This is a genomic window from Halalkalicoccus paucihalophilus, from assembly GCF_001593955.1.
Classification (GTDB): Archaea; Halobacteriota; Halobacteria; order Halobacteriales; family Halalkalicoccaceae; genus Halalkalicoccus; species Halalkalicoccus paucihalophilus.
Genome location: NZ_LTAZ01000010.1, coordinates 1 through 25,407, shown reverse-complemented (window position 1 = coordinate 25,407; position 25,407 = coordinate 1). Strand labels below are relative to the sequence as shown.

The window sequence follows — 25,407 nt, the reverse complement described above, 5'->3', positions numbered from 1 at the left end:
GGCCGTCGGACCGGTCGTCGTCCAACCGTCCGACCGCTCGACGAGAGGGTGATCTGACGAGCTTTCTACTCGGACGACGTGCTCTCGCGGCTCCGAATCAGAGGCCGATCTCGCTTTCGCATACCCTTATAGAGTATCCCGGAAATCATGCGGGTATGGTCGCGAATATCGACGATATCGAGACCGTGGCAGTGGTTGGTGCGGGAGAGATGGGGCGCGGAATTGGCGCCGTCGCCGCGTTGGCCGGGTACCAGACTACGATCACCGACATCGACGAGTCGCAACTCGAGGAGGCGGCGAAACGGATCGAGTGGTCCTACGAGAAGAGCGTTGAGAAGGACAGCGCCACCGGGGCGGAGACGAACGCCGCGCTTGACCGGCTCACGTTCACTACCGAGTTCGATGACGCTGTTGGCGACGCAGACTTCGTCATTGAAGCGGCGGTCGAACAGCAGGAGGTCAAGCAGGATATCTTCGCGGACCTTGACGCGGCGACACCCGAAGACGCCATCCTCGCGACGAACACGTCCGGACTCAACATTACCGAACTCGCCGAGACGACCGAGGATCCTGAGCGAGTCATCGGAACACACTGGTTCAACCCGCCGATGCTGATGGAGCTCGTGGAGGTCATCATGACCGAACACACGCCGGACGGCGTGGCCGACACCGCTGAGTCGCTCGTCGAGTCATTTGGGAAAACGCCGATCCGCTGTAAGGTAGACATCCCCTCGTTCATCGTCAACCGGCTCATGCGTCCGTACGGCGAAGGACCGGCGTGGATGGTCTATCGAGGCGAACACTCTCTTCAGGAGATCGACTCCGCGATGAAGTACAAGGAAGGGTTCCCGATGGGCCCGTTCGAACTCGCCGATTTCACGGGTGGTATCCAGATTCGTGTCGAGGGCGAACAAGATCACCTCGGGGACGACCGCCCGATGTCCTACGACACGGAAGTCTGTCCGCTTCTCCACCAGCTCTACGAGAAAGGCCGATACGGCCGGAAGGCCGACGCCGGGTACTATGAGTACGACGAACGCGACGAACCACGAATTCCCGTCGATGCCGGACAGGGGTTCGACACGCTGTTGGTCTGGGCGCCGATCATCAACGAAGCCGCCAAAATGGTCGAAAACGACGTTGCGAGCGTCGAGGATATCGACACCGGCGCTCGGCTCGGCGGCAACTGGCCAATAGGGCCACTGGAGAAGGCCGACGAGATCGGCACCGATCTCGTCGTACGGAAACTGACCGAGGTAGCGAGCCACCACGAGAACAAGAACAAACTCGCGGAGACGCTTCCGTGTGATCTGCTCGTCCGGAAGGCAAAGACCGGTAATACGTTCTACTGAACGGCTTCGGACGCACGTTCTTCGACGAATCGCTGTATCGTTCGGTCGGTCCAAGACTTTGGCGAGACATTCTCCCATTTGGGACCGTTGCTGACGCCAAACGTTGCAAACGTGATCCGCCGAATCACAAACGCTTAGCGTATGGTTTGTGAACTGTTCGCTAATGGCAATAACCGAGCCAGTATACGTAGCCGGGGCGTTCGAGCACCCCACGAGAGAGGCACCGGACAAATCGACGATGCAGTTACACGCGGAGGTTGCCAAGGGCGCACTCGACGATGCCGACCTCAAGAAGAATGACGTGGACGGCTACTTCACGGCGGGAATTCCGGAGTACGAAAGTGGACTATCGCCGCTCATCATGGCGGACTACCTCGGTCTCGACCCGTCGTACGCCGACACGACGGATTTCGGCGGATCGTCGTACGTGAGTCACGTCGGACACGCGGCCAGCGCGATTCGCGACGGTCGGTGTGACGTCGCTCTCGTCACTCTCGCCGGCAGACCCAGGTCACGCGGACAGGCGACGGGCTCCGGTGCGCGCGACATTCGAACGGTCCAGGACAGTTTCGAACGGGTCTACGGTGCCACCAACGTGGGTATGTACGGCATGGCTGCACAGCGTCACATGCACGAGCACGGAACAACCGGTGAGCAACTCGCGGAGATCCGTGTCGCCGCCTCACATCACGCCCAGTACAACGAACACGCGATGTACCGAGAGCCGGTGTCCGTTGAGGATGTCGTCGAATCGCGGGTGGTCGCCGATCCGCTTCACCTCCTCGACTGCTGTGTCATTTCGGATGGGGGTGGAGCACTGATCATCGTCTCAAAGGACATCCGTTCGGAACTGGACCGAGAGTGCGTCGAGGTACTCGGCTTCGGGGAGGCGATCGGTCACCACGACGCCGGACGAATCGACCTCACGAGAACCGCCGCAGAGCAGTCCGGTTCGCGCGCCTTCGAGGAAGCCGGTCTGGGTCCCGAACGCGTCGACTACGCGTCAATCTACGACTCGTTTACGATAACGGTTCTTGAGGCGATCGAGGATCTCGGCTTCTGTAAAAAAGGAGATGGCGGGTCGTTCGTTGAAGGCGAAACGCTCCGCGCACCCGACGGCGAGTTACCGTTCAATACCGATGGCGGTGGACTATGTTCGAACCACCCCGCTAACCGTGGCGGAATGACGAAGGTCATCGAGGCAGTTCGCCAACTCAGAAATGAGGCCAATCCCGAGGTGCAGGTCGACGCCGACGTCGCCCTCGCCCACGGAACCGGCGGGAGCATCGGAACTCGCCACGGCGCAGCGACCGTCGTCCTGGGGAGGGAGGACCGATGAGCTGGGAGCCCCGCCCCGTTCCCGAACCGAATCCGGAGACCGAACGGTACTGGGCCGCGGCCGCGAGCGGCGAGCTACTGGTTCGCGAGTGTCTCGGCTGCGGCCTCGTTTATCACTATCCGCGGGCGCTCTGCCCCGACTGCTTTAGTGAAGACGTCGAGTGGCGCGAGGCGTCGGGCCGCGGGGAGGTGTACTCGTACTCGACTGCCCGAACGATGAGCGGCTGGCCAGAGGAGGATCTCCCGCTCGTCCTCGCGTACGTGGAACTCGACGACGGGCCGCGGATGATGACGACCATCGACGCCAAACCCGAGGACGTCGAAATCGGAACGCGTGTCGACGTCCGGTTCGTCGATACGGACGCGTCCGATGTGGCCATCCCGGTGTTTATTCCCGTCGACGACTGAGGCTCGTTCGATTAGAAAATCGAACCGTACTGATCTGCATCGCGTTCGCGGCTATTCCGACGGAAGCCGCCCGGTCAGCGCCTTGCTGGCGGGGGCAATCGAGAGTTCGGTTCCAAGCTCCTCCTCAAGGGCTCTTTCGTAGAGCATGTAGCCGGCAGCAACCGTCTCGATACCCGTTCCGCCGCTGTCGAACACCGTAATCTCATCGTCGCTCGTTCGACCGGGAGCGGTCCCCGCGACTACCTCTCCGAGTTCCGCGTGAACGTGATCCTCGTCGACGACGCCTTCCTCGAGCGCCGCGAGAAACGATCCCGCGTCCTGTGTCACGCGGTCACGGAGGTCGGGGACGTACGTCGCGCGCTCGATGGTGGTCGTGTCGAGTTCGCGGCGGCCGGGGGTGTACTGACCCATGGCGGTTACGTGTGTCCCGGGATCGAGGTTGTCGCCGTCGAAGACCGGATCGGCCGCCTTCGTCGCCGTGATGACGACGTCGGCATCGGTCACGGCGGCCTCGCTCGAGTCGACAGCCTCAACGGACACATCGAGGTGGTCGTCGAACTCCGCGGCGAAGGTCTTTCGATTATTCGGCGTCGGTGAGAAAACACGGACCGACTCGAAGTCGCGGACGGTCATCGTCGCATGGAGTTGACCGCGGGCCTGTGCGCCGCTGCCGATAACGGCGAGAGTACTCGCGTCGTCCCGCGAGAGCGCATCGACGGCGACCGCGCCGGTCGCACCTGTCTTGAACGGATTCATGCTCGCCCCGTCGATGAGTGCAATGGGTTCGCCGCTTTCGGCGTCGAACAGCGGCGTCACGAACCAGGCGTTGGGTCCGCTAAAGCCCGACGTGTACACGTAGCCGCCCATCGCACCCGTCTCGGGGAGGATTGTTGAGTAGTTAGTGAGCTTCCCGTCCGGGTTCTCGTTGCGGAATGTCTGTCGCGGCAGGGCCGGGGCGCCCTCGCCCCGTTGGCGGTAGCCCTCTCGGACGACATCGACGTATTCGGCCGGCGTTGCGAGTCCGTCAACTTCGTCGCTGGTGAGAAACAACGTGTCTGTCATACTCGATTCATCAGGCGCAGAGTAGAAAAAGACAACCGTTCGACGAGGGGGATCGAGCGTGGAATTACACGTTGGTGCGTGCGTGTCACTTATTCGGCCTTGAGAATGTTGCCAATCATCTCGTCGGACATGTTCTCTTGACGACGATGATCAGCGGCGTGAAGACGCTAAAGGAACTCGACAGCGACGCTATCTCCGAGCTAAATCTCCTCGGCGACCGACTGCGAGAGCGTCTTCAGCAGATCGACGACGACTCAAACCAGCAGATCATGATTGCCGGTAAGGGGTCGCTATTCCAGATCCACTTTACGGACAATTCGGTTCGAGACTGGCGTTCGTCCGGTGCTAGTGGCCCCCTCTCTCACGCGATGCGGCACGAGGGTTATCCTCCTCACACCGCGCGGGATGGGCAACCTCTCGACGGCGATGGACGACGAGGACATCGAGATGATAGCGATAGCGTTCGAACGGGCACTCGAGTCGCTCTAAGACGAGGTAACCGGCTCAAGGGCGCCCCATCTCTATACGAAATCGAGCGGAGTATCTGCTCCTCGAGGATCGGGACGAATCTAACGCTCCGCTACACAGGTAGGGAAAATTCTCATTCCGACGGACGATACATCGCCTCACTCCCTTCCCTGTTCTCTCAGTTCGGGGGTAACACTATTATTGCATTCCTGCGAGCGTACCTGTATGCCTGCAGCACTAGTTACGGGGGCGTCTCGAGGTATCGGCCGCGCTATCGCGGTTCGATTTGCAGCGGACGGCTACGATGTCGCGGTAAACTACCGGAGCAGTGAATCGGGCGCGAACGAGGTCGTCGAAACGATCGAGACCGAAACCGAGCAGTCGGCCCTCGCGGTACAGGCCGATGTCGCCGATCCAGCCACCGTCGAGGCATGTCTCGACGACACGATCGATGCGTTTGGCTCCCTCGATCACGTAGTCAACAACGCCGGAATCAATCAGCACCGATATACGCCTGACCTCTCGCCCGAAGCTTTCCAGCGGCTACTGAACGTCAACGTCGTCGGTACATTCGCAGTGACGAAGGCCGCACTCCCTCATCTCGAGGAGTCGACCGTCTCCGAGGGACCCTCGGTGATCAACCTCTCGTCGCGACTGGCACACACCGGTGCGGACTACGAACCGCATTACGCGACGTCGAAGGTCGGGATCATCGGACTCACCAAGAGCCACGCGCTCGAGTTCGGGCCGACGATTCGCGCGAACGCCATTGCGCCGGGGTTCATCGAGACGGATATGACCGACGCGACGACCTCGGAAGAAGAGAAGGAACGAAAGCGACAGGACGTGGTTCCGGTTGGCCGATTGGGGAAGCCCAGGGACATCGGACAGGCGGCCGCATACCTTCGGGACGCCTCGTTCGTCACCGGCGAAACGCTGAACGTCAACGGCGGACAACGGATGCAGTAATCGCTTCCATCAGTCCGTCGTCACCGACTCAAGGAGTGCCCGACGGTCGATCTTGTCGCTGCTTGTCTTTGGCAACTCCCGCTCGAACACGTATTGACGGGGACGTTTGAACGACTCGAGCTCGTCGGACTCGACGAAGAAGGCCTCGAGGTCGTCGCTCGAAAGCTCCTTGGTTGCCGGAACGACGAACGCGGTCACGACTTCTCCCCACTCGTCGTCGGGGACACCGACGACCGCACCCGAAACGACGTCCGGATGGCCGTGGAGGACGTCCTCGACTTCCGCCGGATAGATGTTCTCGCCGCCGCTGACGATCATGTCGTCCTTTCGGTCGACGAAGTAGAGGAAGCCGTCCTCGTCTCTGCGCCCGAGGTCTCCGGTTCGATACCAGCCGTCGACGATCGCCTCGTCGGTCGCCTCTGGATCTCGCCAGTACTCGAGCATACGCGTGGACGCGTTCACGAGGAGTTCGCCCACCTCATCGGTGCCGGCGACGGCGTCCGGAACGGGATTCTCAGGATCGACGACCCGAACGGCCGCGTTCGGGGCGGCCTGGCCGATGCTGCCGAGTTTCTCGTCGTGGAATTCCGGGTAGATCAGCGTCCCGAAGACGATCTCCGTCGTTCCGTACGCGTTCACGAACTCGCAGTCCGACACGTGGCCCCGAGCTCGCTTCGCGACGGCGGCAGGCATCGCCGCGCCGGAGTAATGAATCATTCGCACGTGTTCGATGTCACGATCTTCGATCGAAGGCTCGTTGACCAGCGCCCGCACGTGCGTCGGCACTCCCCACATGGTCGTGATCCCTTCCGATTCGATCCGCTTGAGCGTCGTCGCCGGATCAAACTCGTGCTGGATGACGTTGCACGCGCCGACGTTCAGCGCTGGCAGGATGTTACAGAGCAACGGCCCGACATGATAGAGTGGGCCGAGCGCGACGTTCACGTCCGTTGGCCGGAGCCGATTGTACGGGAGCGAGAGAAGCGCGGCGTTCACGACGGTTCGGTGAGAGTGGAGAACGCCTTTCGGACGTCCGGTCGTTCCCGAGGTATAGAGTAGCAGTGCCGGATCGGATTCGTCGATGTCGGTATCGGCCGGCATCGGGTTCGTGCCAGCCGCTTCGCTTCCCTCGAGTTGATCGTACGAGATGTCGGCCGGCTCGGAGTCGACACCGACGCCTACGACCGTATTCGGCAATTCCTCGGTCTCGAGCGCATCGACGGTCTCCAGACATTTCTCGTCGAAGATGAATCCGGACGATTCGGCATGTTTGAGGACGTACGCCAGCCGCTTTGGCGGCACTCGGTAACTGATCGGGTTGAACACGAGGCCAGCCCAAGCCGACGCGAACAGAAGTTCGACGAACTCGACCGAGTCGGCCAACAGGACTGAAAGGTGATCTCCGGATTCGAAGCCAGCCTTGAGCAGTCCGACCGCGATATCCTGCGCTCGCTCGTCCAGTTCCGCGAAGGATATCGTCTCATCGCGTGCCGGCTCTCGGAGCGCGGTCCTATCCGGAAACCGGGCCGCGGCTTGTCCCAGGAGGTCGGCAGTGATTGGCTGTGTCACACACGACGGTATCGGAGTACACCGTTATAACGCTGCTGTCCGTCAACCAGACGGAGCGTGTGGGTGGCAGACTACCCCACGGAACTATGTGGGACGGCACCAAGGTACGACTGCGATCGTCTCGGTCGCACGTGATACCATGATAGCAACGCTCGAACTCTCGGAGTCGCATCAGGAACACCGAGAGTCAGTTCGCCAGTTCTGTGAAGCGGAGGTCGAACCGCACGTCGACGAGTACGAATTGTCCGGCACGTTTCCGACGGACGTCGTCGAACGGGTCGCCGAGGCCGGATTCCACGGGGTACAGTACGGAACGGAGTACGACGGGCTCGGTCTCGATTATCGGTCCTACGCCATCACTATCGAGGAGCTCTCTCGAAGCTGGAAGCTCCTCGCCGGAACCGCATCGGTCGCCGGCAGTCTCGTCGGCTATCCGATCCACGAGTTCGGCGAGGAATGGCAGCGCGAGGAGTGGCTCGGAAACATCTGCTCAGGAGCGTGGATCCCAGCGCTCTCACTGACCGAACCGAACGCCGGCAGTGACGCGGGTTCCCTGGAGACGACGGCGACTCGAGACGGCGACGAGTATATCCTCGACGGCGAGAAGGTGTGGACGACAAACGGCAGTATCGCGGATTTCCTAGTCGTCGGCGCTCGAACAGACGAGGGTGTCTGCCTGATCGGCATCCCGGATCCGGCCGATCGAGACGGTCTCAAGTTCGTTCGCGACATCCCGTGTATGGAAGGCGACGCCTCGATTGAGACCGAAATTCAGTACGACGACGTTCGAGTCCCAGTGGAGAACGTTATCGGAGAACCGGGAAAGGGCCTCCGATACGTCCTTGAGGGGCTGGATATCGGGCGAATCGGAACGGCCGCTCAGGGCGTCGGCGTGGCACAGGGGTCGTTCGAGGATAGCGTGGCGTTCGCCGACGAGCGCGAGCAGTTCGGACAGCCGATCCGGGAGTTTCAGGGGATCTCGTTCAAGCTCGCAGACATGGCGATTGAAATCGAAGCGTCGCGGTTGCTCACCCTCTCCGCCGCAGCGAAGCGGGACTGCGGAGAGCGCGTGACTTCCGAGGCAGCGATGGCGAAGACGAAGGCGACGGACGTTGCGATGGACGTAACGACCGAAGCCGTGCAGGTTCACGGCTCCCGCGGCTACTCGAAGGACTACCCGCTCGAACGGCGTATGCGCGTCGCAAAGGGGATGCAGATCTACGAGGGAACGAACGAAATCAACCGGATCGTGGTCGCGAACGGGCTCTATAACTGATCGTGAGAACAGTTATTAGCTGACCAGTCACACGTGTGACCGTGTCTCAACTGATCGATCTGACTGCAGAGATTACGGAGGAGATGGCGAACCATCCGAATCACGGGCGAAGCCCACTGTTCCTCTCCGGCACTCGAATGAACCACGAACAGGCGGAAGACACGTGGCGCGGAAAGGGGATCGAAGATCTGTCACTGGTCAACGGATTCGTCTACATCGCCGAGCACAACGGGACGCACATCGACGCGCCGTTTCACCTCCATCCAAATGGAAAAACGATCGACGAGATCCGTCTTGAGGAGTGTCACGGTCCGGCCGTCTGGCTCGACGTCTCCGATGTCGGGCCAAAGGGAGAAATCGGCCCCGAGGAGCTCGAAGATGCCGCGGCCGATGCCTGCGTTGAGGTCGTACGCGGTGATTCGGTGTTGTTGTACACCGGCTGGGACGACTACCTGCCGGACGACGAAGCGACGTATCTGGGAGACCACCCGGGGCTCTCAGAATCGGGCGCGGAGTGGTTCTACGAGCGCGACGTGAGCGTTGTCGGAACCGACTGCGGGAACGTCGACGTCGCCGGCGACGCCTCGATGCCGGCTCACCGCGTCCTCCTCAGAGAAGGTGCCCCAGACTCCTACACACTCATCGTCGAAAATCTCAGGAATATCGACGAGATTCCATCCCACCGCTTCGTCTTCAGCGCGACGCCCCTTCCACTCAACGGTGCAACGGCGAGTCCGATCCGTGCGTTCGCCATCGTCGACAACTGAGCATTCCGCGTTACACACCGGTATCGGGCGGTCGTGCAGGATTTTCACGAACAAACAGTAGGTCGATTCCGGATTCCATTCTCACCTGTTAGACATCGTATACGCTGGAGAAGTATCCGCTCCGTCCGGATTCTGACGCTACTGCTTTCGGTGCTTCTCGACGACGTCCCAGTCGAGTTCGATACCGAGTCCCGGTTCGTCGGGAACCTCGATTCGACCGTCCTGGATGAGCGGTTCGTCGGCGGCGACGAGGTCGTCCCACCACGGGACGTCGCGAGCGTGGAATTCGAGTGCGAGGAAGTTCGGGATCGTCGCACCGACGTGAACGCCTGCCATCGTCGCGACGGGACTGCCGATATTGTGGGGGCACATTGTTAGGTAGTAGATGTCGGCTAGTTCGGCGATTTTCTTCGTCTCCGCGATGCCGCCGGTCTTCGGCACGTCGGGTGCAACGAATGAGATGGCTTCCTCCTGGAGGAGGTCGCGAAAGCCGTGGCGGCCGTAGCGGTTCTCTCCGGTGAGCAGCGGCTGCTCGACACTCCGGTTAAGCGTCGCCAGCGCGTCCGCGTTTTCCGGTGGTAGCGGGTCTTCGATCCACGCGAGGTCGTACGGCTCAAGGGCTGCACACATCTTTTCGGTTGCCTCGATGCTGAAATTCCAGTGGAGGTCAACCGCGACTTCCGCTTCGTCGCCGACTTCGTCCGTCACGGCTTCGACCAGTCCGCGCTTGTGTTCGATCTCAGGGCCATCAAAGTGGCGCGCGAGCGTGTCAATATCGCGGCCCGACGGCACGTCGAGATCGAATTTGATAATCTCGTAGCCGTCGTCGACCGCCGCCCGCGCCGCCCTGGCGTAGGCTTTCGCCTCATACGTTTCCTTCGGCTGTTCGTTAAGGGCTGACTCGACCATTCCTTCACCGGCGTGGCAGTCCGCGTACATCCGAATCTCCTCGCGCATCTTGCCGCCCAGCAGTTGGTACACTGGCTGTTCGAGAATCTTCCCGGCGGCGTCCCAGAGTCCGAGTTCGATTCCGCTGATCGCGATTGTGCCAATCCCCTGCTGCGAACCGCGGCCCGAGAGACTCTCGCGCATGAGATAGTATAATCGCTCGACGTCCAGCGGGTTCTCACCGACGAGTACGGGTTCGAAGTAGTCGGTAATCACTTCGTGGACGCCCGGCGAGGGATAGGATTCGCCGATGCCGACGACGCCGACATCGGTCTCAAGACGAACGATCGTCCACGGGAAGTTTCCGTCGACGACGATCGTCGATAGACCGGTGATCTCGGGTGTCTCAGTCGAGCGATTGGGCGTTTGACCGAAGTCGGGCCAGATACTCGAGGCTAACCGTGACGCGAAGTCTGCATACATGGTACCACAAAACACATTCCCGGTCGATCATATTAATCTATGGGGCATTAACCGAGGGATCATTTGCGGTATACGTCAGTGTTCGTCGGTCGGCAGTTCGGGGAGGACCTTTCCGGGATTCAAGATCCCGTTCGGGTCGAACGTGTCCTTTATCGAACGCATGAGGTCGATCGCCAAGCCGTGTTCTTCGTCCATGAACTTCCGCTTCCCGATGCCGACCCCGTGTTCGCCGGTCGCGCTGCCACCGAGCGCGATTGCTTTTCTGACGACGCGTTCGTTCAGTTCGTGCGCTCGTGCGACCATCTCCTCATCCTCGGGATCGACGAGCGAGGTGAAGTGAAGGTTTCCGTCACCCGCGTGACCGACGCAGGAGGTCAGCAGATCGAGTTCCTCGCTGGCCCGGGAGACTTCCTCGACGATTTCAGGATATTGTGAGATCGGGACGACAACATCGCCGACGAGCGCGACCTCCCATCCTTGTCGGTAGGCCTGCGTCGCTGAGTACTTGTCGCGTCGAGCCTGCCAGATATTGTCTATATTCTCCTCTGCCGCCGCCTCCCACGAAAGCATCTCGTGATCCTCACAGATCGCTTTCGCGAACTCGAGATCCTCCTCGATTCCGTCGTTGTTCGCGTGTAATTCTATGATCAGGGTCGGCTGTTCCTCGAAAGAGATATCGTCGTGATAAGCGTTCAGCATCTTCATCGCCGTCGTGTCGATGAACTCGATCGCCCCGGGGACCAGTGCCGATCCGATGGCGTCCGCGACGGCCCGCGATGCGGCGGCACGCGACGGGAATGTCACCAGCGCCGCCCGTCGATACTTGGGGATGCCGACCAGCTCGACCGTCACTTCGGTGACAACGCCGAGGGTTCCCTCGCTGCCGACGAAGAGGTCCTTCAGACTGTACCCCGCGGATGTCTTAACGACGTCTCTGCCGCACTCTACGATGCGTCCGTCGGCGGTGACGACCTCGAGTCGACGAACCTGGTCGCGCGTTTCCCCGTAACGAACCGCGTTGAAGCCGCTCGCGTTCGTCGCGACCATGCCCCCGATCGTTGCCACCTCGCCGCTCGAGATACCGGGCGCGAACCGCAACCCGTTTGAGGCTAGTCTGTCGTTTAATTCGTCGTAAACGACGCCTGCGCCGACGCTCGCCTGCAAATCGTCCGGTGACACCTCGACGTGTCCGATCTCGGCCGTGCTGAGAACGACACCGCCGGCGGATGGGATCGCGTTCCCTTCGAGACCCGAGCCGCCCGACCGCGGCGTCACGGGGACGTCGCGATCGTTGGCTTCCGCGAGGACGGCTGCGACCTCGTCGGTCGACGCCGGCCAGACGACAGCGTCCGGCATGCGGCCGGTGTGTGGGCTCTCGTCGGTCGCGTACTGTTCGCGCACACTCTCGGTGTGCGCTACCCGTCCGTCGGTGATTGCTTCGTCCAAAAACGCGCAGTCATAGCTCGAATCGGGATTCCGTTGCATGATACCGCATGGTACGGGAACTGGCATAAAATCTCTCCGGTCCTCATACCACCAGTAGCTATTCGTAGATCGGGCGTCTGGGTGGAATCATGACCTGTCCGTACCTTTCGTACCGACGATCCGACGGTGAACTGGAGTTCGATACCGAACGCGCCTATTGCGGCGTCGTCGAGGAATTCGTCTCGCCGATGCGAGCAGACGTGTGCAACGACCGCCACGAACTGGACCACGAGCGCGACTGCGAGTTTTACCGCGATACCGAATCCAATTGAGTCACCGTACCATCGACGCGTCCGCCGTTCACCGAACGGAACCCACAATTACTGTGACGACATCCCGAGGAGCTTGCGCGCTTCCGCAGGGGTCGCGAGGTCCCGATCGAGTTGGCTGGCGATGCGCACCGTTCGTTCGACGAGTTGCGCGTTGCTTTCGGCAGGTTCTCCGCGGCGGTAATAGAGGTTGTCTTCCATCCCGATACGGACGTGACCGCCCATCACGATTCCCATCGTCGTCAGCGGGAGCTGGTGCGGGCCGATCGCGAGCACGTTGAAAATCGAGTTCTCCGGGAGGTTGTTCACCATATTGACCATATTCTCCGGCGTCGGCGGCGTGAGCGTTCCCGGTCCGAAGATGAGATTGATGTAGTACGGTTCGTCCAGTAGCCCCTTCTTGATGAGCCGGTGTACTTCGTTGAGGTGGCCGTTGTTGAACACCTCCATCTCCGGCTTTATGTTCTTCTCCTGCATCTCCTCGGCCAGCGAGTCAATCATGTGGCGCGTGTTCTCGGAGGTGATATGCTGATACCGATTCATCGGTCCCATATCGAGCGACGCCATCTCGGGGAGCGGATCGGTCCGGATTCCGGTCGCTCGCTGCTCAAGTGGAATCCCCGTCCCGCCGGTCGTGTTCTGGATGATGATATTGTCGCAGCGATCTCGGACAGCCTCGTTGACCGCCTGGAGACGACTGGCGTCTCGCTCGCCGTGTTTGTCACGCCCGTGGAGGTGGACGATAGCCGCGCCGAGTTGCTCGCACTCATGGGCCGTTTCGGCAATCTCCTCGGGCTGTTCCGGGAGATTCGGGTTCGCTTCCTTTCCTTGGACGCCGCCCGTTGTCGGGACCGTCAGGATCAATTTCCCGCCCTCAAGGTAGTTCTGGTAACTCATCTACCACCTTCCAGACGGGCCACCACGAAAGCATTAATGGACGCCCCCGAAACGGTTGAGCATGGAAAGACACTCTTTCGATGACAGCGAGTCTGTCTGCCGTCCTGCGATCATCGGCGCCGGTACGATGGGACGTAATATCGCTGTCGCCAGTGCCGTCGGTGGGCAATCCGTGACGCTGTTTGACATCGACGACGAGGCACTGAGCGACGCGGAGGCGGAGGTGCGATCGACTGTTCGGACCCTTACCGACCGCAGGGTTGCGGACGCAACCGATGTCTCCGAGATTCGCGAGCGCGTGACGTATGTGACCGATTTCGAGACGGCCGTGGCGGACGCGCCACTGATTATCGAAGCAGTCACCGAGGACCGCGAGACGAAAGCGGCCGTCTACGAACGGATCGAACGCCACGCATGGCCGTCCGCAACGCTGGCGACGAACACCTCCTCGCTGTTGATTACCGAACTCGCCGCCTCGCTCACTTACCCGGAGCGGTTCTGTGGCATGCACTGGTTCCACCCGGCTCATATCGTTCCGGTCGTGGAAGTCGTCTACGGCGATCATACCACGGACGAGACCGTCGACGTCGCCACGGCGTTTCTCGAGGCAATCGGAAAGGATCCCGTTATCGTCGAACGGGACATCCCCGGATTCATCGCTAATCGGATTCAGTCGGCGATGGCCCGCGAGGCGTGGGCGCTGCTCGGCGCGGGCGTCGCAAGCGCAGAGGACATCGATCGTGCGGTGAAGGGCACGTTCGGTTTTCGCCTTCCGACTCTCGGCGTTTTCGAGAAGGGGGATCATTCCGGTCTCGACGTCCATCGCACGGTCCTCTCGGAACTGCTCGAAGAGATCGACCAGCAGACGACGCCGCCGTCGGTGCTTTCCGATCTCGTCGCTGAGGGGCGGCTCGGAGTGAAGACCGATCGCGGCGTCTACGACTGGTCCGAGGCTGATCTCAAGCGGATACTGTCCAAACGGGATCAACGGCTTCTCGATCAACTCGAAGTCTATCAAGCAGCGAGCGGACCGCCCGAGTCACCGAACGAGTTCGAATCCGATACGTGAGGTGGATTCAGCCATCATTACGTACGGAAGTTGCGAGTATGGTTATATAGCTGGAATCCAGACCCCAAAAGGAAACCATGTATCAGATCGTCATTCCAGTTGACGAAGACGAGGCGCGAGCAAAGAACGCCGCCGAGTTCGTAACAGGACTAATCAGCGAATCGGGGCTCGACGTCGATCCCGGAAATATCTCGGTATCGGTGGTGAACGTCTTCAAGGAGTTCAAAGCAATCGATGAGGGTGGGAACGTCAAATCAAAAGACCTCTACGACGAGGACGAATTTCCGGAATCGATGGTAACCGCTCGAAATTTGCTCGTAGCTGCCGGCGTATCGGTCGACCTAGAGCGTCGCCATGGTGATCCTGCAGACGAGATCGTCGAATACGCCGACTCAATCGACGCTGATACCATCATCGTCCCCGGTCGGAAGCGGTCTCCGGTCGGAAAGGCGGTGTTCGGAAGCGTCACGCAGGACGTTATTCTCAACTTCGACCGGTCCGTCACGATCGTCTAGATGCCACAGTTGACTGGGATGATCAGCCGGTCTCTCCTTCCCTCGCACCAGAGGTCGTCAACTAACGCTAGACGATTCCGTCCGACCGTAGCCGCTCGCGCTCGGACTCGTCGAAACCGAGCTCCGTGAGTACCTCGTCAGTATGTTCCCCGAGACGAGGAGGCGGACCGTTCATGTCGGTCTCGAGCGAAGAGAAGTTGACCGGGTTGGCCGGTGACTTGAGCGTCCCGAGCTCTGGGTGCTCCATCTCGGCAATCATGCCGCGCGTCTTGATATGCGGATCGTCGACCAACGTTTCGACGTCTTGTACCGGCGTGCAGGGGACATCCTCTTTCTGGAGGATCGTCATCCACTCATCGGTCGTGCGTTTCGAGAACATGTCGTTGAGGACGGAGTCGAGTTTGTCTCTGTTCTCGATGCGATCAGAAAACGTCGCGTAGCGCTCGTCGTCGATCCACTCTTTTTGGTCGATCGCTCGGCACAGCTTCGGCCAAATGTGTTCGCTTACGACGCCGATGACGATGTGTGAGTCGGCGGTTTCGAACGCCTGATAGGGCATGAGACTGGGGTGACGGGTACCCATGCGTCCCGGATTCTCACCCGTCGCGAAGTAGTTCGAAACGTGGTACCCCAGAAACTGGAAACTCGCGTCCAATAACGAGATGTCGATGTATTGCCCCTCACCGGTCCGCTCGCGGTGATAGAGTGCGGTGAGAATGGAGTATATTGCCGTCATCGCACCTGCTAAATCACATATCGAGACCCCGATACGGGCCGGCTGATCTTCGGTTCCGGTGATGCTCATCATCCCGGACTCACCCTGTAGGATGATGTCGAAGGACTTGCGATCGGCGTATGGACTATCCGGGCCGTAGCCTGAGATATCGCAGTAGACGAGGTCGTCGGTCACCGCGGAGAGAGTCTCATACTCGGCACCAAACGCGTCCGTCTTTCCGGGCGAGAAGTTCTGGACGAACACGTCCGCCTCCGCTACTAAATCGTGAAGGATCGTTTGTCCCTCTGTCTTTGTGAGATCCAGAGTAATGCTGCGCTTGTTCCGGTTCGTACTCACAAAGTACGCGGAGAGTTCCTTGCCGTACTGCGGCGAGTACGTCCGCGTCAGGTCTCCGTGGCCCGGCCGTTCGATTTTGATTACGTCTGCACCGAGATCGCCGAGCGTCTGTCCCGTGAACGGACCGACGAGCGCTTGCGTCGCATCAATGACGGTAACGCCCTCTAATGGTTGCATACCCCTAATGCCGTGGATCAGCGGAAGGATATAGTTTATGCAGGGGGTCGACGACCACAGGCGCCACGACAGAATACGGAGCGAGCGATCGGGACTACAACGGCCGCTTGAGCGGTTTCAGAACGCGATCGTGGCCCCGTGTCCTTTCGCGGACCGGTGACGTAGTGGAGGCCATTGGTCAGGGCGCGCTTGGTTGTCTCGGCGAGGTGGATCCGTAGGCGAAGCGGATGATAATTTACGCTTCGAGCGCCTTGAATACGACGAATCGGGTTCAGGATATCACAGTATGTTTAAATAGTATGAGCTATTCTGTGTTGATGATGTTTGATAACGATAGACAGACACGCAGATCTATGCTAAAGGGAACAGCTGGGATCGGAGCTGTCACCCTCGCAGGTTGTCTTGGAGGGGGTGGTAACGGACAGGAACAGGTAGATATGACCGTCGGCTCGTCGTCCTCCGGATCGTCCACATACGGTAACTCGCAAGCAATTCAACGGGTAGTCAGTCAACAATCTGATTACCTGAATTTTATTACGCAGGACGCGGGCGGTGACCCGCAGTCGATCCGTTTGTACGCGGACGGTGAGATCAACTCGTACTCCGCGGGAAACTACATCATGAATCAGGCGCTCACCGAGACGGGGCCGTTTGAAGGCGATCCCGTCTCCGATTTTCCGCAGTTAGGGTTCGGTCACCTATCGCTCAACCTCTACTGGATGGCCCTCGAAGACAGCGACATCGAGACGACGGACGACCTCGCGGGTAGGAATGTCTACGCGCTCCCTGCTAGCTGGGGACTGCGCGCGATGACGGAGGAGATGTACAGCGAAGCCGGCCTCTGGGAAGGGCTCTCGGAGAACGTTGTCAACGTCGAGACAACTCAAGCCGCCAGCGCGCTCGAAGAAGGGCGAGTCGAGGCGTTCGTCGTGTACACCTCAAACTACACGCAGCTCCCCTCGTGGGCGGCAGAGATCGACTCGCGGGTTTCCGTTCGAGCGATCGAGATGACGGACGAGTATGTACAAGCGGCAGAGGACTTCGCCGGTGCGGGGTACGAAGAGGTCGACGAGATTGGCGGCTGGGAACAGGACGTGCAGGGCGGTAACTTCCCGAAGCACACATGGACGGAGACCTACCCGTACTACTTCAGCCCGGACATCTCGCCGGACGCCGTCTACGACTTGATGGATATTTGTCACAACAACTACGAGTCGATGCAAGAAGCGAATCCGACGATCCTTGACTGGTCCGACCCGTCGAACTTCACGTTCGCACTGACGCACACGGACGAGATTCCAATTCACCCGGGTGCCGCGGACTGGTACGAAGAGAACGACGTCTGGGACGACAGCTGGACTCGCGGCGACGAATAACGCCCGTTCAACCCGTCATTGCTACATATGGTTTATTCAACAGCCGACAAAGACCGATTACAGATCGCTAACGACGTAGTTACGGCAGCAGCGATCCTCGCCTGGGCCTGGATTCTGTACTACGCGTTCACCCAAGGGGTTCAGCGAATTCTCTTTACGATCACGTTTCTCGGATCGATCATGCTCGTCTATCTCGGAAACGAACTTATCGAAGCGTACGAGGACGAGGACAAACTGGGGTTAGTCGGACTCTCCCTCTCGACAGTGATTACCGCTGTCACGACAGCGTACATGATCATGTTCTACAACGAGCTGTTGCGGGTCCGCGTCGGAACGGCGCTGCCGCGCGAGTACGCCATAGCTGCCGCGTTCTTCTTGGTGATCCTCTACCTGTCGTACCGGGCTTACGGGCTTTCGTTCCTGGCCGTGATCGTCGGCGTGATACTGTACGGACTCTACGGTAACTACGTTCCGGGCATCTTGCGCCACGGCGGGTTCAGCGTTAGCCGCATGATGAGCATCATGGTGCTCGATTTCCAGGGGGTCTATGGTTCGATCTCTAGAATTATCGCGACGTGGGTCGCTCTGTTCCTGTTGTACGCGGGGCTGATGCGCGGCTTCGGGGCGTTCGACCTCATCATGCGGATCGGACTCCGGTCGGCCAACTACGTCCGGTCAGGTGTCGCTCTCTCCGCGGTGACCTCGAGCATCATCATCGGTTCGATCACCGGTAGTCAGGCGGCGAACACGGCGATCACTGGGTCGTTCACGATTCCGCTCATGAAGGAGACGGGAATGAAGGGGGAGACAGCAGGCGGAATCGAATCCGTTGCCTCGACCGGCGGGCAAATCATGCCCCCGATCATGGGGGCTGCGGCGTTCGTCATGGCGTCGCTGCTCGGTATCACGTACGTTGATGTGATCATCGCAGGTATCATTCCCGCTATGATCTTTTACGGATCCATCACCTTTGCCGTCCACTACAAGGGCATCGGACAGCTCAGCGAACAGACGACCAAGATCGACGTTGAGAGCCAGTTCGAAGAGCAGATGTCCCAGAAGGAGTTCATTATCCAGTGTCTCCGGTTCGGCATTCCGTTCGCCCTCCTGATCTACGTTCTCGGCGTCCTCCAGTACACGGTGCTCACGGCCGCACTGTACACTATCATCGCGATGTTCATCACCGGTTTCGGGTTCCCGCTGGTCCAGACGGCAATGGAAGGCGGCGATCTCCAGGCCGAGTGTGTCAGTCTCCTCGGTGATGCGGCAACCGGCTTCAGAGAAGGCGCGATGATCCTCGCACCGATCGCGATCATCATCGCTGCGATCAACGGCGTCGTCGACGTCTTCACCGCGTCGGGCATTCCGGGGATTCTCTCGCTGGCCCTGCTCGACCTCTCTGGTGGCGTCATGTTGACTGCGGTCATCCTCGCGATGGTTATCTCGATCGTCCTGGGGATGGGAATGCCGACGGTCGCCGCGTACGTCATCGTCGCAGCGCTGATCGCGCCGGCGCTGATCCAGCAGTTCTTCGTCCCCGACCTTGCAGCGCACTTCTTCGTGCTGTACGCCGCGATTCTGTCGGGACTGACGCCGCCAATTGCGATCGCGGTCGTCGTCGCGACGGGGATCGCGGAAAGCAACTTCTGGCGAACGGCCCACGAAGCCCTGAAGATCTCCACACCGATCTACGTCCTCCCGTTCGCGTTCATCTATAACCCCGAACTCGTCGTCGGTGGCTTTGGAACCCAGACGTTCTTGTCGGGAATCATCGCGCTGCTCGGCGCACTAGGGATCTCACACGGGCTCAACTACTATGGGAGGTTCTTCCACGAAAGCGCCTTCGTCATATACCCCGCTAAGATGATCTACCTCGTACTCGGTGTGCTCGCGATGGTCTATCCAGACATCACGATCCGTGTCGGCTGTGTCACAGGCATCCTTGTACTGATGGCACTCCAGCTCCAGAAACCGATCCGTGAGCGAGTCAGCGAACGATCTGCGACGGATTCCATCAGGACCACAAAGGACTAGCGCCAGACACCGTTTTAGTTCGGCCCGCCGACAGAGAAGCGCGACTAGCACAAGCGAGACGATGACTTCTCGGATGCTATCAGCCGATTCGACCGCCGCGACGGTCACCGTGATTCGCTTTCGAACCGAGAGAGACAGTCGATCGCTCCCCGAGGAGGCTCGCCTCGAAGAACGGGTGCTCCTCAAGCTAGCCTCAGTCGTAGCGGGTGTCGTACTCAATCGGCTCGATACCAATTTGATCGCCGATCTCGAGGGCCGCGTACGGCTCGTCAATCAATGCGAGCAGTTGTGGACCCTTATCCCAGTTTGACGACGCCGACGACGAGTACATCGTCGTACGCCGCCGTGACGTGGATTCGGGTAACGAGAAGAGCGTTCCGTTCTCTCCGCCCAGTCGACGGCGATCGAGTGGCAGTGTGGGCAGATCGTACTGGGCGGGAAGAACCGCTCGTTGCAGTTTCCTTGGAACGCGATGACGAGCGCGGTATCGACTGTTCCGGCACGGATGCCCGACACGGCGGGGTGAAAGCCCAGTCTGCTGCTCATGCCGTCGGTCGAGACCTTGAACGAGCGAGACGTGCTGGTGTTACTTATATGGTATGACGCATCTAGCTCCCGCGCGACCGTGAGCGACCACCCAGTTCAATTCTTGTCGTTGCGGACTTACCTCAAGACGCCGCCGGAAGCACTTAGAGCGAGCGCCGAGGACCTCTTACAGCAATATGGATATGACGACACTGAGATCAAGCGATCCCGCGTTCCAAATGTGATCGGTCAGTAGCCGTTGAGAACTGCTGCTCCGCGCGACTATCGCGCCGTTCGTCGCGGAAGATACGTGCGGTGACCAGTGGACGGGCTTTTCGAAGGGTCCTTAATTTCCCGTGGTACGTAATGACAGTGCCAGCACTGAGTAGCCTGCTATCTTATGTTTCACTATCATTATTTCTGTTTTTGATTTCGATAATACCGAAATACAGATTCTGTCTACGCGACGGTGATCGGTCGAAACGACTGCGACTGAGAGTGCCGTGCCCTGTATTTTACATCCATATTGTTGTAAACGCAGTAGAATGGTCGATGCGTATATTTTCACCACCAGATTGCTGTCAACTAGATCGCAACGGTTTGCAAACGAGCAAACATTTACGATAGCACTAATAGAATAATTGTAGAGGAACACGAATAAGTGATTGTTTCATACACGTGCTGGAAGCACGTTATTGTGTAGTTCTGTCGCCCGTAGACAACTTACTTAGAGGCCGTATTCGCCTCTTAACGGTCACTCAAGCGATACCATCAATCCTAACGAGCAAGTGGATCCACCTAGAATTATCACGATGCCCGTTCGGTATTACCGAATAGGCAGTTTACCGATGATGTAAATATTATAAACACCCTTTACAGCTCCGGAGGTGTGAGAAATCAACCAATTAGCGTCATCTCTGACACCAAAGAGTATATATAAATATTGAACGAATTATAAGCTATGGTATACAAAAGCGGTAACGGGCGGCGCATTAAGGCGATCGATACGACTTTCGCCATCGTCGAAACTCTTGCCGAACACGAATGTGTCCGGTTATCAGAAATCGCCGACTTTGTCGGTATCGCGAACAGCACCGCTTCAGAACATCTCTCGACGTTACAGGATTACGGATACGTCGTCAAGGAAGCGAACGGCTATCGCCTCGGACTGCGGTTCATGGATACGGGAACACAGGCGAAGCGATACTACGACGAATTGCTGACCGCATCGAAGCCGGTGTTGGAACAACTGGTCAACGATACCGATGAAACGGTCAATCTCGTCACGAAAGAGAACGACATGGCCGTCTACCTTGATCGACTCTTCGGTAATCGAGGCGTCCCGACCGACTCTTGGGTCGGCAAGCGTCGGCCGCTACATATGCTCGCTGCGGGGAAGGCGATTCTCGCACAGTTGCCAGAGGACGAACTGGACGCCATCCTCGACCACCGAGAACTCGCAGCCGCGTCTGACCACACGATTACTGCTCGAGACGATCTCAAACGGGAACTAGGGACGATTCGTGAGAAGGGGATCTCGTTCAACGACCGTGAGTCGCACAAACAAATCCGTGCCGTTGGGACGGCGATCGTCCTCGACGACGGCGTCCACGGTGCCGTCTCAGTCGCAGGACCGGCCAAACGATTCACAGGCTCGTACTTCCAAGAGGAGATCCCGAATCTGTTATTGGGGGCAGTCAACGAAATCGAACTCAACCTCACGTATCAGTGACTGTGCCGTTCAGCGGTCTCGTGTGCGGTTCGATGGCGTGATGAAGATCGTCCACGTCGCAGAAGGATTCGAACTTGACATCGAGTGCCACACGCCGGACTCCGTCCAGCGTCAGTGTATGGCGGCGACGCGCGACAGCAACTACTAAATTGCGCTCGTCTACCTGATCTATCCGAACACGCAACCGCCGGTGTATTCCGACGATTAGCTCGATTTGCCTTGACGGCGGAAGATTAACGAGAATTACGGCGCGTATCCCCGCCCTGAAGGGCGAGGTTTTGCGCCTGTTTTCACGTAATCGACGCGTTCAGTGAAACTCGAGAGCCGACGGCCCATCAAAAGTATTGACATCCGGGGCCCTATCTAGTTAACCCTCTTGCGCTGGCGTTCAATCGTCAAGCGATTGATGGAGGTCGTTGAGAATTATAGTAATGAACGAACACTGCAAGACACGGGCGGACGCTCAGCCGACTGCCCACCCATGAATTATGGAAATGGTCAATCCTCATTTTGAACGTGTGAAACCACTTTTCGATCAAGTTTTGCTCAGTATAATCGACCCGACTGTTCACCTTAATCGAGAGGAAGCAGTCCAATAGCCGAAGGCATTGGCCAGAAACACAATCTCTGAACAGTCGTGATTCTCTCGGATTTCTGCAAAAAACGCAGCCGCCGGATCAGTCCTATGATGTTTGAACAGTACAACGTCAAGGATCACCTTTGTGTCGAGGTCTATTGCAGCGTACTATCAAGACTGCTTACCATTGATTTTGACAGCGGTAGCGGTCTCATTGACCGCGACCCGCCTCGGTTGCGCCATCGGCGGGTCCGAAACGCTGTCAGTCAACCGATGTACCCACTGAAAAATCGCTTGAAACGAGCATTCGACGCCGAGAAGACGGAGAATCACTCTATCTCTCTAAGTGAAAGTCCTGCAGCGTGGAGTCGGACGGCGAACGCCTTGACGGGCAGTCCCAGAACGCTTCGTGATCTGGTGTGCGAACGAGACGCTTCACGTCTCGTCAACGTCGCCGTCCACTCCCGCTGACAACATTCGAGCGTCGTAATGTCTAAACTCTCTGCGAGCAGGTTCGAGAGTAGCATAAATCACTAGCTCTTCAGCCTGCTCATTCCTTATATAGACAGGGCCGTCTGAACTAATTTGTAACACGCTATACTAAACGCTGATCCGTGCTACTATAGTACAGTATTACTAATTAAGCTATTGGAGAGGTATGGTGCAACCACTGTCGATCAGCCGATCTCAGAGTAGAGTCAATATTTAGTTCGGGTAACGTCCTATAATTAATCGTGTGATCAGCGATATGTCTGTACATATTGCCGTCTTCCGGCAGGAGAGTTATTTCCCAGTGTCGCATAGTCTGCTGCATGAGAACGGCACCCGTATCGTATTCAATCGCCATACTGAGCACTATTTCTATCGGTATCCTCGCCATTGGATCGCCCATCTCTATCACTGATCCAGCACTGGGAGGATGGATCCCGCTATTAGACTTTTCTGCAGTCCTTGCGTTTGTGGGCTCACCGACCACGCTCTCTCCACTCCAGCCCGGCGAGCTACTTCAAACAAGGAACGTTGCAACCAGTAGCCTTGCTTCGTCGCTGATTACATGGATTCCTCGGGCCAAAGCCATCGTGCAGACAGAACAAGAGCGCACACGCGCTGAGCGGGATGCCTTCAAACACCTTGGCAATCGGGTTAGTGCACTTGAGCCACCATCCCCATCCTCAGCGACTCTCTCTTCTGACCACAAACTTATCCGTTCTCTTGATCCACACCCCTCGCCACCATCGACAACGGAGGGGATCGATGCTATTCAGCAGGCCTATCGAGACACGGTCCTGAGTATCCCGCATTACGGTGAGGAATATAATGAGCCACTTGTACAGAATATGGCAATCGAGTTTGGAGAAGATCTCACTACCGCAATTACAACACACTCTCAACTCACCCCCTCGTTACAACAGGCCGTCGGACAGGCAGCCACAGCAGCCAGCGTCCGCCGCGTACGATTCAGTAACCGACTGGATGACGAAGCGACGACACTCACCGACGCAGAGCAGACGCTGACGACCACTGGTAAGCAGTATGAACAGGCCACTGAACAACCCCGCCATCACCAATCAGTTGAGGACCTCCACGAAACTCACCAGCAACTCACTACGTGTCTTGAGACGTGTGAACAACTCATCGAGGAACGCCAAACGCAGCGAACGGACGGCCATACAGCTGAACCACATACGAACGAAACCGTCGACCTACAAGAATATTTGTATTATTCCATAGGCGTCACTTATCCTGTGCTGGTAGATGCAACGACAGTCCTTGAGCGCTGCACGACGGAGCGTCGTCGAGTCGAAGATGAGCTCGTTCTGCGTCTGTAACTAGCCCGTATCTTGCTTGACAATGGGGTGACGGAGGAATTTGGAACTACTGTGGAGTACGGAGACATCGGTGTGATGAGGAAATCTGCCCTCCTGCAGATCACCAACGGCTGGAGCGCAATACTATTAGTTCTCTTATCGACCGTACCTCAGTACGAACGCATGGAGAAACCAACTACGGACGATGAACTACAGACTGCCCTGGAGGACGATCGCTATCGAATTCTCGAGTGTCTTGCAGTACATGATGAGCTGTCCTCAGGTGAGATCCGTGATTGTGCCAAGATTCCGAAGGGAAGCAAATACTACCAGCTGTCAATTCCCAAGTCCTAGGAGTGGATCGAACCACTTGACACCGAGTATGTTGGTGAGTACGACACTGGTATTCCCGCAATCATCTATATGCTGACCGACGAGGGTTATACACTCGTGGACGAACGCTCAACTCGAAAATAACGCATTTTCGTAGGCTCGTTAAACACACTGTAATAGCGACAGTGCAAACATTGACTGGTGTCTCTATAGAGAACATGATCCGATAGGTGAACTCAAGATCCGGAACAACCGAGGCACTAGCTACTGATAGTACTCTTCGCGCTCGATAACCTCGCCAAAGGCGACGGTTTGTGTCACGTCAGTGATCTCGATTTCGACGCGCTCGTTCAGTTCCGTGTCCGGGACGATCACGATGTAGCCACGTTCGACGCGAGCGATGCCATCGCCTTGGTCACCGATATCACTGATATCGACCGTCCGGTGCTCACCTTCCTCGACCGGTGGGTTGGCCTCGTCAGGTTGAGCCGACTGGTCGCCATCCCGGTTCGGAGTAGAATCGGTGCTAGACGAGATAACGGCGACACGGTACGGAACGCCGGACTCGAGAGCTCCATGCGTGAGTTCACGCTCGGGAATCTCGATAACGGATGAGCCGTCTCGTTGGGTAATCTCTACACTAAATAGACACAATACATCATCTGATAGTTCCATTGAAGCCTCTCGTTTGTACTACAGACACTATCACTAGTATGAGTCTACCGGTAACAGAAGATGACCTCACCCTAGTACAGACTCCTCACAATTCACTCTACAGTGATTAATGCCGGCTGAATACTTATTAGACGCAAACTCGGAGAGAACGCCACTAATGCCCTCACTCCAAGAGACGACTGCTGCCGTCGACGTCGAACACATCGGCGGCATCGACTCTACCTCAGTCGAATTTACACCCGGTGTCACCGTCCTCGCCGGCAGAAACGCCACCAATCGAACC

The 25,407-nt window shown here is 58.3% G+C and carries 23 protein-coding genes and 1 pseudogene; 15 read left to right on the top strand and 9 right to left on the bottom strand.

The genetic code is table 11. The features are described 5' to 3' along the window. Positions 1-155: 155 nt before the first annotated feature. From HAPAU_RS14080 to HAPAU_RS14070, 3 genes are all read left to right on the top strand, one after another. A complete protein-coding gene (locus tag HAPAU_RS14080; RefSeq protein WP_066383986.1) occupies positions 156-1,352 on the top strand; it encodes a 3-hydroxyacyl-CoA dehydrogenase in 1,197 nt (398 codons plus the stop codon). 163 nt (positions 1,353-1,515) lie between these two features. Then, the gene (locus HAPAU_RS14075) at positions 1,516-2,691 is read left to right on the top strand and encodes a thiolase domain-containing protein (protein ID WP_066383984.1); all 1,176 of its coding nucleotides are present in this window, start codon (positions 1,516-1,518) and stop codon (positions 2,689-2,691) included. Then, a complete protein-coding gene (locus HAPAU_RS14070; RefSeq protein WP_066383982.1) occupies positions 2,688-3,098 on the top strand; it encodes a Zn-ribbon domain-containing OB-fold protein in 411 nt (136 codons plus the stop codon). Before HAPAU_RS14075 ends, HAPAU_RS14070 begins: the two co-directional genes overlap by 4 nt. A gap of 51 nt (positions 3,099-3,149) precedes the next feature. On the opposite strand, the gene HAPAU_RS14065 is transcribed toward HAPAU_RS14070, so the two are convergent. After that, positions 3,150-4,160 carry an ornithine cyclodeaminase family protein gene (locus HAPAU_RS14065; protein WP_066383977.1) on the bottom strand — a complete coding sequence of 337 codons (1,011 nt, stop codon included), beginning with the start codon at positions 4,158-4,160 and terminating at the stop codon, positions 3,150-3,152. A 348-nt stretch (positions 4,161-4,508) separates the two neighbouring features. Here HAPAU_RS14065 and HAPAU_RS22015 point away from each other — a divergent pair, with 348 nt between their 5' ends. After that, positions 4,509-4,649, top strand: coding sequence for a hypothetical protein (locus HAPAU_RS22015; protein WP_211263582.1), 141 nt, complete (start codon positions 4,509-4,511; stop codon positions 4,647-4,649). Between the two features lie 204 nt (positions 4,650-4,853). Beyond that, positions 4,854-5,597: an SDR family NAD(P)-dependent oxidoreductase gene (locus tag HAPAU_RS14060; RefSeq protein ID WP_066383976.1), complete on the top strand. Its 744-nt coding sequence runs from the start codon at positions 4,854-4,856 to the stop codon at positions 5,595-5,597. A 9-nt stretch (positions 5,598-5,606) separates the two neighbouring features. Here the strand turns inward: HAPAU_RS14060 and HAPAU_RS14055 are convergent, their stop codons facing one another. Then, positions 5,607-7,166, bottom strand: a complete 1,560-nt coding sequence (locus tag HAPAU_RS14055) for a class I adenylate-forming enzyme family protein (protein ID WP_066383974.1) — start codon at positions 7,164-7,166, stop codon at positions 5,607-5,609. Positions 7,167-7,305: 139 nt separating this feature from the next. On the opposite strand from HAPAU_RS14055, the gene HAPAU_RS14050 reads away from it, so the two are divergent. Further along, positions 7,306-8,442, top strand: a complete 1,137-nt coding sequence (locus HAPAU_RS14050) for an acyl-CoA dehydrogenase family protein (RefSeq protein ID WP_066383971.1) — start codon at positions 7,306-7,308, stop codon at positions 8,440-8,442. Between the two features lie 41 nt (positions 8,443-8,483). Then, positions 8,484-9,209, top strand: coding sequence for a cyclase family protein (locus tag HAPAU_RS14045; RefSeq protein ID WP_066384052.1), 726 nt, complete (start codon positions 8,484-8,486; stop codon positions 9,207-9,209). A gap of 138 nt (positions 9,210-9,347) precedes the next feature. On the opposite strand, the gene HAPAU_RS14040 is transcribed toward HAPAU_RS14045, so the two are convergent. After that, positions 9,348-10,580: a mandelate racemase/muconate lactonizing enzyme family protein gene (locus HAPAU_RS14040; protein ID WP_066383968.1), complete on the bottom strand. Its 1,233-nt coding sequence runs from the start codon at positions 10,578-10,580 to the stop codon at positions 9,348-9,350. Positions 10,581-10,655: 75 nt separating this feature from the next. Further along, positions 10,656-12,065: an FAD-binding oxidoreductase gene (locus HAPAU_RS14035; protein WP_066383961.1), complete on the bottom strand. Its 1,410-nt coding sequence runs from the start codon at positions 12,063-12,065 to the stop codon at positions 10,656-10,658. 89 nt (positions 12,066-12,154) lie between these two features. Here HAPAU_RS14035 and HAPAU_RS14030 point away from each other — a divergent pair, with 89 nt between their 5' ends. Next, entirely contained in the window at positions 12,155-12,337 is a 183-nt protein-coding gene (locus HAPAU_RS14030; protein WP_066383960.1) for a hypothetical protein, read from the top strand. Positions 12,338-12,385: 48 nt separating this feature from the next. On the opposite strand, the gene HAPAU_RS14025 is transcribed toward HAPAU_RS14030, so the two are convergent. Next, the gene (locus HAPAU_RS14025; RefSeq protein ID WP_066383957.1) at positions 12,386-13,231 is read right to left on the bottom strand and encodes a BKACE family enzyme; all 846 of its coding nucleotides are present in this window, start codon (positions 13,229-13,231) and stop codon (positions 12,386-12,388) included. A gap of 61 nt (positions 13,232-13,292) precedes the next feature. On the opposite strand from HAPAU_RS14025, the gene HAPAU_RS14020 reads away from it, so the two are divergent. Both HAPAU_RS14020 and HAPAU_RS14015 read left to right on the top strand, forming a co-directional pair. Further along, positions 13,293-14,300 (top strand): 3-hydroxyacyl-CoA dehydrogenase family protein, encoded by a 1,008-nt coding sequence (locus tag HAPAU_RS14020; RefSeq protein WP_066383955.1) that lies wholly within the window; start codon positions 13,293-13,295, stop codon positions 14,298-14,300. 77 nt (positions 14,301-14,377) lie between these two features. Next, positions 14,378-14,815: a universal stress protein gene (locus HAPAU_RS14015; protein ID WP_066383953.1), complete on the top strand. Its 438-nt coding sequence runs from the start codon at positions 14,378-14,380 to the stop codon at positions 14,813-14,815. A 67-nt stretch (positions 14,816-14,882) separates the two neighbouring features. On the opposite strand, the gene HAPAU_RS14010 is transcribed toward HAPAU_RS14015, so the two are convergent. Further along, on the bottom strand, positions 14,883-16,064 hold the full coding sequence (locus HAPAU_RS14010) for a CaiB/BaiF CoA transferase family protein (RefSeq protein WP_066383952.1): 1,182 nt from the start codon (positions 16,062-16,064) through the stop codon (positions 14,883-14,885). Positions 16,065-16,291: 227 nt separating this feature from the next. Between HAPAU_RS14010 and HAPAU_RS14005 the strand changes: the two genes are divergently transcribed. After that, positions 16,292-17,440 carry a TAXI family TRAP transporter solute-binding subunit gene (locus HAPAU_RS14005; protein WP_368085891.1) on the top strand — a complete coding sequence of 383 codons (1,149 nt, stop codon included), beginning with the start codon at positions 16,292-16,294 and terminating at the stop codon, positions 17,438-17,440. Positions 17,441-17,467: 27 nt separating this feature from the next. Beyond that, positions 17,468-19,474: a TRAP transporter permease gene (locus HAPAU_RS14000; protein ID WP_066383948.1), complete on the top strand. Its 2,007-nt coding sequence runs from the start codon at positions 17,468-17,470 to the stop codon at positions 19,472-19,474. Between the two features lie 193 nt (positions 19,475-19,667). Here HAPAU_RS14000 and HAPAU_RS21005 read toward each other — a convergent pair whose 3' ends face one another. Then, complete coding sequence (locus HAPAU_RS21005; protein WP_157078478.1) at positions 19,668-19,805, bottom strand: hypothetical protein; 138 nt, start codon at positions 19,803-19,805, stop codon at positions 19,668-19,670. Between the two features lie 1,155 nt (positions 19,806-20,960). On the opposite strand from HAPAU_RS21005, the gene HAPAU_RS13985 reads away from it, so the two are divergent. Further along, positions 20,961-21,731 carry an IclR family transcriptional regulator gene (locus tag HAPAU_RS13985; protein ID WP_066383941.1) on the top strand — a complete coding sequence of 257 codons (771 nt, stop codon included), beginning with the start codon at positions 20,961-20,963 and terminating at the stop codon, positions 21,729-21,731. 388 nt (positions 21,732-22,119) lie between these two features. Here the strand turns inward: HAPAU_RS13985 and HAPAU_RS19765 are convergent. Beyond that, positions 22,120-22,835, bottom strand: a pseudogene (locus tag HAPAU_RS19765) (IS6 family transposase). Positions 22,836-23,120: 285 nt separating this feature from the next. Here HAPAU_RS19765 and HAPAU_RS21000 point away from each other — a divergent pair. Both HAPAU_RS21000 and HAPAU_RS22325 read left to right on the top strand, forming a co-directional pair. Next, positions 23,121-24,137, top strand: coding sequence for a DUF7260 family protein (locus tag HAPAU_RS21000; protein ID WP_157078477.1), 1,017 nt, complete (start codon positions 23,121-23,123; stop codon positions 24,135-24,137). 51 nt (positions 24,138-24,188) lie between these two features. Then, a complete protein-coding gene (locus HAPAU_RS22325; protein ID WP_245634126.1) occupies positions 24,189-24,470 on the top strand; it encodes a helix-turn-helix domain-containing protein in 282 nt (93 codons plus the stop codon). 243 nt (positions 24,471-24,713) lie between these two features. Here HAPAU_RS22325 and HAPAU_RS13970 read toward each other — a convergent pair whose 3' ends face one another. Continuing rightward, a complete protein-coding gene (locus tag HAPAU_RS13970; RefSeq protein ID WP_066383926.1) occupies positions 24,714-25,124 on the bottom strand; it encodes a TRAM domain-containing protein in 411 nt (136 codons plus the stop codon). Positions 25,125-25,407: the final 283 nt, after the last annotated feature.